This window comes from Streptomyces sp. NPDC057428, from assembly GCF_042803195.1.
In the GTDB taxonomy this organism is placed as follows: domain Bacteria; phylum Actinomycetota; class Actinomycetes; order Streptomycetales; family Streptomycetaceae; genus Streptomyces.
The window spans coordinates 1-6,097 of sequence record NZ_JBHVCT010000170.1; the positions used below are offsets into that span (position 1 = coordinate 1).

6 protein-coding genes are annotated in these 6,097 nt (G+C 69.1%); 3 read left to right on the forward strand and 3 right to left on the reverse strand.

Going from position 1 to position 6,097, the window contains the following annotated elements:
* Positions 1 to 347: 347 nt before the first annotated feature.
* Positions 348 to 839 carry an LURP-one-related/scramblase family protein gene (locus ACFU5K_RS31020; RefSeq protein ID WP_384067822.1) on the forward strand — a complete coding sequence of 164 codons (492 nt, stop codon included), beginning with the start codon at positions 348 to 350 and terminating at the stop codon, positions 837 to 839.
* 61 nt (positions 840 to 900) lie between these two features.
* On the opposite strand, the gene ACFU5K_RS31025 is transcribed toward ACFU5K_RS31020, so the two are convergent.
* Complete coding sequence (locus ACFU5K_RS31025) at positions 901 to 1,692, reverse strand: carbon-nitrogen family hydrolase (protein WP_384067826.1); 792 nt, start codon at positions 1,690 to 1,692, stop codon at positions 901 to 903.
* A gap of 200 nt (positions 1,693 to 1,892) precedes the next feature.
* Between ACFU5K_RS31025 and ACFU5K_RS31030 the strand changes: the two genes are divergently transcribed.
* Positions 1,893 to 2,717 carry a maleylpyruvate isomerase family mycothiol-dependent enzyme gene (locus ACFU5K_RS31030; protein WP_384067828.1) on the forward strand — a complete coding sequence of 275 codons (825 nt, stop codon included), beginning with the start codon at positions 1,893 to 1,895 and terminating at the stop codon, positions 2,715 to 2,717.
* A gap of 109 nt (positions 2,718 to 2,826) precedes the next feature.
* Here the strand turns inward: ACFU5K_RS31030 and ACFU5K_RS31035 are convergent, their stop codons facing one another.
* Both ACFU5K_RS31035 and ACFU5K_RS31040 read right to left on the reverse strand, forming a co-directional pair.
* The gene (locus ACFU5K_RS31035; protein ID WP_384067831.1) at positions 2,827 to 4,134 is read right to left on the reverse strand and encodes a nitrate/nitrite transporter; all 1,308 of its coding nucleotides are present in this window, start codon (positions 4,132 to 4,134) and stop codon (positions 2,827 to 2,829) included.
* Positions 4,131 to 4,814: a GntR family transcriptional regulator gene (locus tag ACFU5K_RS31040; protein ID WP_384067834.1), complete on the reverse strand. Its 684-nt coding sequence runs from the start codon at positions 4,812 to 4,814 to the stop codon at positions 4,131 to 4,133. Before ACFU5K_RS31040 ends, ACFU5K_RS31035 begins: the two co-directional genes overlap by 4 nt.
* Positions 4,815 to 5,134: 320 nt before the next feature.
* Between ACFU5K_RS31040 and ACFU5K_RS31045 the strand changes: the two genes are divergently transcribed.
* The gene (locus tag ACFU5K_RS31045) at positions 5,135 to 6,034 is read left to right on the forward strand and encodes a D-alanyl-D-alanine carboxypeptidase family protein (RefSeq protein ID WP_384067837.1); all 900 of its coding nucleotides are present in this window, start codon (positions 5,135 to 5,137) and stop codon (positions 6,032 to 6,034) included.
* Positions 6,035 to 6,097: the final 63 nt, after the last annotated feature.

The following is a 6,097-nucleotide window of genomic DNA, read 5'->3' on the forward strand; positions in this document are numbered from 1 at the left end:
CTTTGCGGCAGCCCCGTTGGGCAGGTAGCCGCCTGGCCGCTCGGGATCGGGCTTCGGCGCGACGGCCCTGACCATGCTGCGGATCGTCAGGTTCTGCTCCCGCACCTACTTCTACTTCACGGCTTCCAGCGGTAACCCACCCCTGACCGTGACCCACCCAGTACATCGAAGAGCAGAAACGCCCCCTCTGAACGTCAAAAGGGAGGCGCAAAGAGCTCCGGCGCTGCGCGCCTCCGGTCTCGGGATGCGTTTCCCTCCCCGGCTGAAGCCGGGGAGGGAAACGCAAGATCAGGGATAGCACCGCGCCCTGCGCGCATTCCGGCAGGGCGTCGGGGAACCTGTGATGCATGAGACTTCTCGTGCGTGAGCGACTGTTCGGCGTCGGTGACGACTACTGGATCGAGGACGCGGACGGGCGGAAGCTCTTCCTCGTCGACGGCAAGGCCATGCGGCTCCGCGACACCTTCGAGCTGAAGGACGCGAGCGGCCGGGTGCTGGTGGAGATCCGCCAGAAGCTGATCAGCCTGCGCGACACCATGGTCATCGAGCGGGACGGCGAGGAGCTGGCCAAGGTCAAGCGGAAGCGGCTCTCGCTGCTGCGCAACCACTACCGGGTGACCCTGGTGGACGGTACGGAGCTGGACGTCAGCGGCAAGATCCTGGACCGCGAGTTCGCCATCGACTACGACGGCGAACTACTCGCCCAGATCTCCCGGCGCTGGCTCACGGTCCGGGACACCTACGGCGTCGACATCGTGCGGGAGGACGCCGACGTGCCACTGCTGATCGCCGTCGCCGTGTGCGTGATCGTGCTCGCCGACAAGGACCACGAGGACTGAGCGCGCGCACGAGGCCGGCCCGGTTTCACGTGAAACCGGGCCACGGGCCGGCTGTTGTCCCTCAGTGCGGGGGCGCGAGGCCCAGGCGGCGGTCCTTGAGGGCCGGGAACTGCTCCCGGGTGGTGGCCGTCCTCGTCGGGTCGAACTCGACGGTGAGGACCTCCTCGGCCGATCCGGCCTCGGCGAGGACCTCGCCCCAGGGGTCCACGACGATGCTGTGGCCCGCCTGCTCGACTCCCCCGTGCGTACCCGAGGAGCCGACCGCCAGGACGTACGCCTGGTTCTCGACGGCGCGGGCCTGCGCGAGCAGGGTCCAGTGCGCCCGGCGGCGCTCCGGCCAGCCGGCCGCGACGACCAGCGTCTCGGCGCCCGCGTCGACGAGCCCGCGGAACTGCTCGGGGAACCGCAGGTCGTAGCAGGTGGCGAGACCGAGGGTGGTCTCCGGCAACGTGACCGTGACGAGCTCCTCGCCTGCCCCCATCATCACCGCCTCACCCTTGTCGAAGCCGAAGCGGTGGATCTTGCGGTACGCGGCGACACGCTCCCCCTCGGGGGAGAACACCAGCGAGGTGTTGTAGAGGGTGCCGTCCTCGGCGCGCTCCACGAAGGAACCCGCGTGCAGCCAGACCCCGGCCTCGGCGGCAGCCTTCGCCATGACGTCGTGCGTGGGACCCCGCAACGGTTCGGCCGCGTCCTCGAACTCGGTGTAGGCGAACGCTCCGACGGGCCAGAGTTCGGGCAGGACGACCAGGTCCGCGCCCCGCTGGGCCACGACCAGTGAAGCCGCGCGCTCTCTCCGGGAATTGATCGATTCATCCGGGTTTACTGCGATCTGGATGAGGGAGGCGTGCACACTACCACCGTCCTGGCATGGAAGCCGTCAACGCGGGCCTACGATCGTCACACGAAAGCACTGCCGGGGTGCCTGCTCGCAGCGTAACTTAGCGAGCGAACCTCCCACGCAGCCCGCAGACAGCACCGTCGGTGCCGGCCATCCCGTCCGGCACTCCCTGCTCTCCAGCCCATGCACCGCAGAACCGCACGAGGGGTCCCGTGACCGTCCATCCCAGCCTCCAGACCTACGCCGACGCCTGGACCCACTCCGTCGAGTCGATATCCGAGCTGGTCAAGCCGCTCGCCGAGGGAGAGTGGAACCGCCGCACACCCTGCCCGGGCTGGTCGGTCCGCGACATCGTCTCGCACGTCATCGGCATGGAGTGCGAGCAGCTCGGCGACCCCCGGCCGATCCACACGCTGCCACGCGACCTCTACCACGTGCAGAACGACAAGCAGCGCTACATGGAGATGCAGGTCGACGTGCGGCGCCACCACACGGCTCCGGAGATGACCTCGGAGCTGGAGTACACGCTCATCCGCCGGATGCGTCAGCTCCGCAACGAGACGCGCGCCCCCGAGACCATGGTGCGGGCCCCTCTCGGTGCCGAGCAGACCCTGGAACTCGCGCTGCGCATGCGGGCCTTCGACGTGTGGGTGCACGAGCAGGACCTGCGTACGACGCTGGGTCAGCCCGGGAACCTCGACTCCCCTGGAGCCCTGATCGTCAGAGACGTCCTGCTGATCGGGCTGGCGAAGGTGGTCGCCAAGGACGCGGGCGCGCCGGCCAATTCGGCCGTGGTCTTCGACGTGCACGGCCCGCTGGAGTTCCTGCGCACGGTCAGGGTCGACGGCGAGGGCCGTGGTTCGGTCGACGGTGCGCCGTCGCTCGGTCCCGCCGCGACGCTGGCGATGGACTGGGAGACGTACTACCGCCTGGCCTGCGGCCGGGTGCGCCCGCAGGCCGTGGAGGACCGGGTCAAGATCGACGGGGACCAGGATCTGGCCGCCGAGATCCTGCGGAACTTCGCCGTCACCCCCTGACGCCCCCGGACCGGTGACGCGCCCGTCCGGCGACGGACGGGGCGGGCGCACCGCCGGGCGGCCGCACGGTCAGGCGGTCAGGCGGTCAGGCGGTCAGGCGGTCAGGCGGTCAGGCGGTCACGTGCACGGCTTCCACCCGGCTCACGACGTGGTGGTCGCGTTCCCTGTGGGTCGCTCTGCCGTACAGCCGGAGGATCTGCACGACCCCGAGCGCCTCCAGGACGAAGACCGACGCGAACGCGACACGGTAGTCGTCGCCCGTCGCGTCCAGCAGGACACCGACCGCGAACAGCGTCGTCATCGAGGCGATGAAACCGCCCATGTTGACGATCCCGGACGCGGTACCCTGACGCTCCGGCGGATTCGCGGGCCTGCCGAAGTCGAAGCCGATCATCGACGCCGGACCACAGGAGCCGAGCACCACGCACAGGGTGACGAGCAGCCACATCGGCGCGTGGTCACCGGGGTAGAAGATCGTGGATCCCCAGAGCAGCGCCGTCATGGCGACCGTGCCCAGGGCCAGCGGGGCGCGCGCCGCGCGGTGACGGGCGATCACCTGGCCGTAGACGAGGCCCACCACCATGTTGGAGAGCACCACCAGCGTGAGCAGCTCACCCGCCGTGCCCCTGCTCAGCCCCTGCGCCTCGACGAGGAACGGCAAGCCCCACAGCAGCAGGAACACCATGGCGGGGAACTGCGTGGTGAAGTGGACCCACATGCCGAGCCTGGTGCCGGGTTCCCGCCAGGCGGCGGCGATCTGCCTGCGTACGTACGCCGTTCCGGCGTGTTCGGCGGGCGGGGGTTCGTGGCCCTCGGGGTGGTCCTTGAGGAAGGCGAGCAGCAGCATCAGTACCAGCACACCCGCCACGGCACTGCCGCCGAAGGTGGCCGTCCAGCCGTAGCCGTGCAGGGCGCGGGCGATGAAGAGCGTCGACACGAGGTTGCCCGCCATACCGAAGAGCGCGGCGACCTGCCCGATCATCGGCCCGCGTCGGGCCGGGAACCACCGGGCGCCCAGCCGCAGCACGCTGATGAAGGTCATCGCGTCGCCGCAGCCCAGCAGCGCGCGGGATGCGAGCGCCATGCCGTACGACGGGGAGAGCGCGAAACCCAGCTGCCCCAGCGTGAACAGCACCACCCCGAGCGTGAGGACCCTCTTGGTGCCGAACCGGTCGACCATCAGCCCCACGGGTATCTGCATGCCCGCGTAGACCAGCAGTTGCAGGATGGAGAACGTCGACAGGGCCGAGGCGTTGACGTCGAACCGGTCGGCGGCGTCCAGCCCTGCGACACCGAGGCTGGTGCGGAAGGTGATGGCGACGAAGTAGACGGCGACACCGATGCCCCAGATCCAGACGGCCCGACGGCCGCCGGGCGGATCTCCGGGCAGCGACAGCGCGGGGGCTGCCGAGCTCATCGGTCATCACCCCGGACCAGCACCCTGACCCGGCTGACGTGGCGGCGTACGACCTGCGCGGCCCCTTCGGCGTCACCGGACCTGATGGCCTCCAGCAGTTCACCGTGCTCGGCGATGTTGGCGGCGATCCTGCCGGGGTTCGCCTCCATAACGGCGACGCCCATCCTCAACTGCCGGTCGCGGAGCTGGTCGTAGAGGCGCGAGAGGATCTCGTTGCCCGCGTGCCTCACGATCTCGGCGTGGAAGCAGCGGTCCTTGACGGACACGGCGGCCAGGTCTCCCACCTCCGCGAGCTCCCGCTGCTCCTCCAGGAGTTGTTCGAGCCGGGCGATCAGGCTCCGGGAAGCCGGCACGGCCTTGCGGGCCGCGAACTCCTCCACGAGCAGGCGGGTCTCGACGACATCCGCGATCTCCTGAGCGGAGACGGGGAGCACGAGGGCGCCCTTCTTCGGGTAGAGCTTGATCAGCCCCTCGGCCTCCAGCCGCAGAAGCGCCTCCCGGACCGGGGTCCGGGAGACCCCGACGGCCTCCGCGAGGTCCCCCTCGGTGAGGAGCGTGCCGCCCTCGTAGCGGCGGTCGAGCACCGCCGCCTTGATGTGCGTGTAGACGCGTTCGGCGGCGGGTGGCGACTTGGGGGCCGTCGTACGGGCGGCGGTCGGGGCGGGAGGCGCGGCAGGCATGCGCACAGCATAGATACAAGATGGGTACGCCCGCGGAGACGTCCGCGATCCGGACCCGCCCCCCTCCCCGGCGACCCTTCCCGGCATCCCGTCCACCGGCCGAGCGGCAGGCGGGCGGCCTTCGTGGCCCGGTCGTGTCCGGCCGCCGCACATCCGGCACCCCGCAGGGGGGTTCGGACAAGGGCCGCGGTTCGTATAATCCGTGCAGTCGGAATCGATCTCACCCGTACGTGAGCACATCCATTCGGCACCCTCGCGAGTCTCACCACCAAGCGGCACTCTCACGTGACCGCATTTCAGGTGTATTTGGAGCGTTTGACTTGAAAACCGGTCTTAAGGGCATAAACCGCGCAACCGTTGCCGCCACCGTGGCCCTCACCGCAGGTGCCCTCCTCGCGGGCAGCACGTCCGCCTCAGCAGCCCAGGCAGCGACCCTGCCGACGCCCACGATCACCGCCAAGGGCGGTTTCGTGATGAACAACGGCACCGCGAAAACGCTTTACAGCAAGTCGGCGGACACCCGCCGGTCCACCGGTTCCACCACCAAGATAATGACCGCCCGCGTGGTGCTGTCCCAGAAGAACCTGAACCTGGATTCCAAGGTGACGGTCCAGAAGGCGTACAGCGACTACATCGTCAGGAACACCGCCTCGTCGGCGCGTCTGATCGTCGGCGACAAGGTGACGGTCCGACAGCTCCTCTACGGTCTGATGCTGCCGTCGGGCTGCGACGCCGCCTACGCGCTGGCCGACAAGTTCGGTTCCGGCACCACCCGTGCCGCCCGGGTGAAGTCCTTCCTCGGCAAGATGAACGCCACCGCGAAGACGCTGGGCATGAAGAACAGTCACTTCGACTCGTTCGACGGCATCGGCAACGGCTCGAACTACTCGACGCCGCGCGACCTCACCAAGCTCGCCAGCTCCGCGATGAAGAGCTCCACGTTCCGCGCGATCGTGAAGACGAAGTCGACGAAGCAGAAGGTCACCACGAAGACCGGCGGCTACCGCTACATGTCGTGGACCAACACCAACCTGCTGCTGGGCAGCTACAGCGGCACGATCGGCGTGAAGACCGGATCCGGCCCGACCGCCAAGTACTGCCTGGTCTTCGCCGCGACCCGCAACGGCAAGACGGTCATCGGCACCGTTCTCACCGCGACGTCCTCGACGACTCGCACGACCGACGCGAAGAAGCTCATGGACTACAGCTTCAAGAAGTAGTCCGGTCCGCACACGCGCGAAGGGGCCCGCCGCCTCCTGCGGCGGGGCCCCGGGCTCGTATAC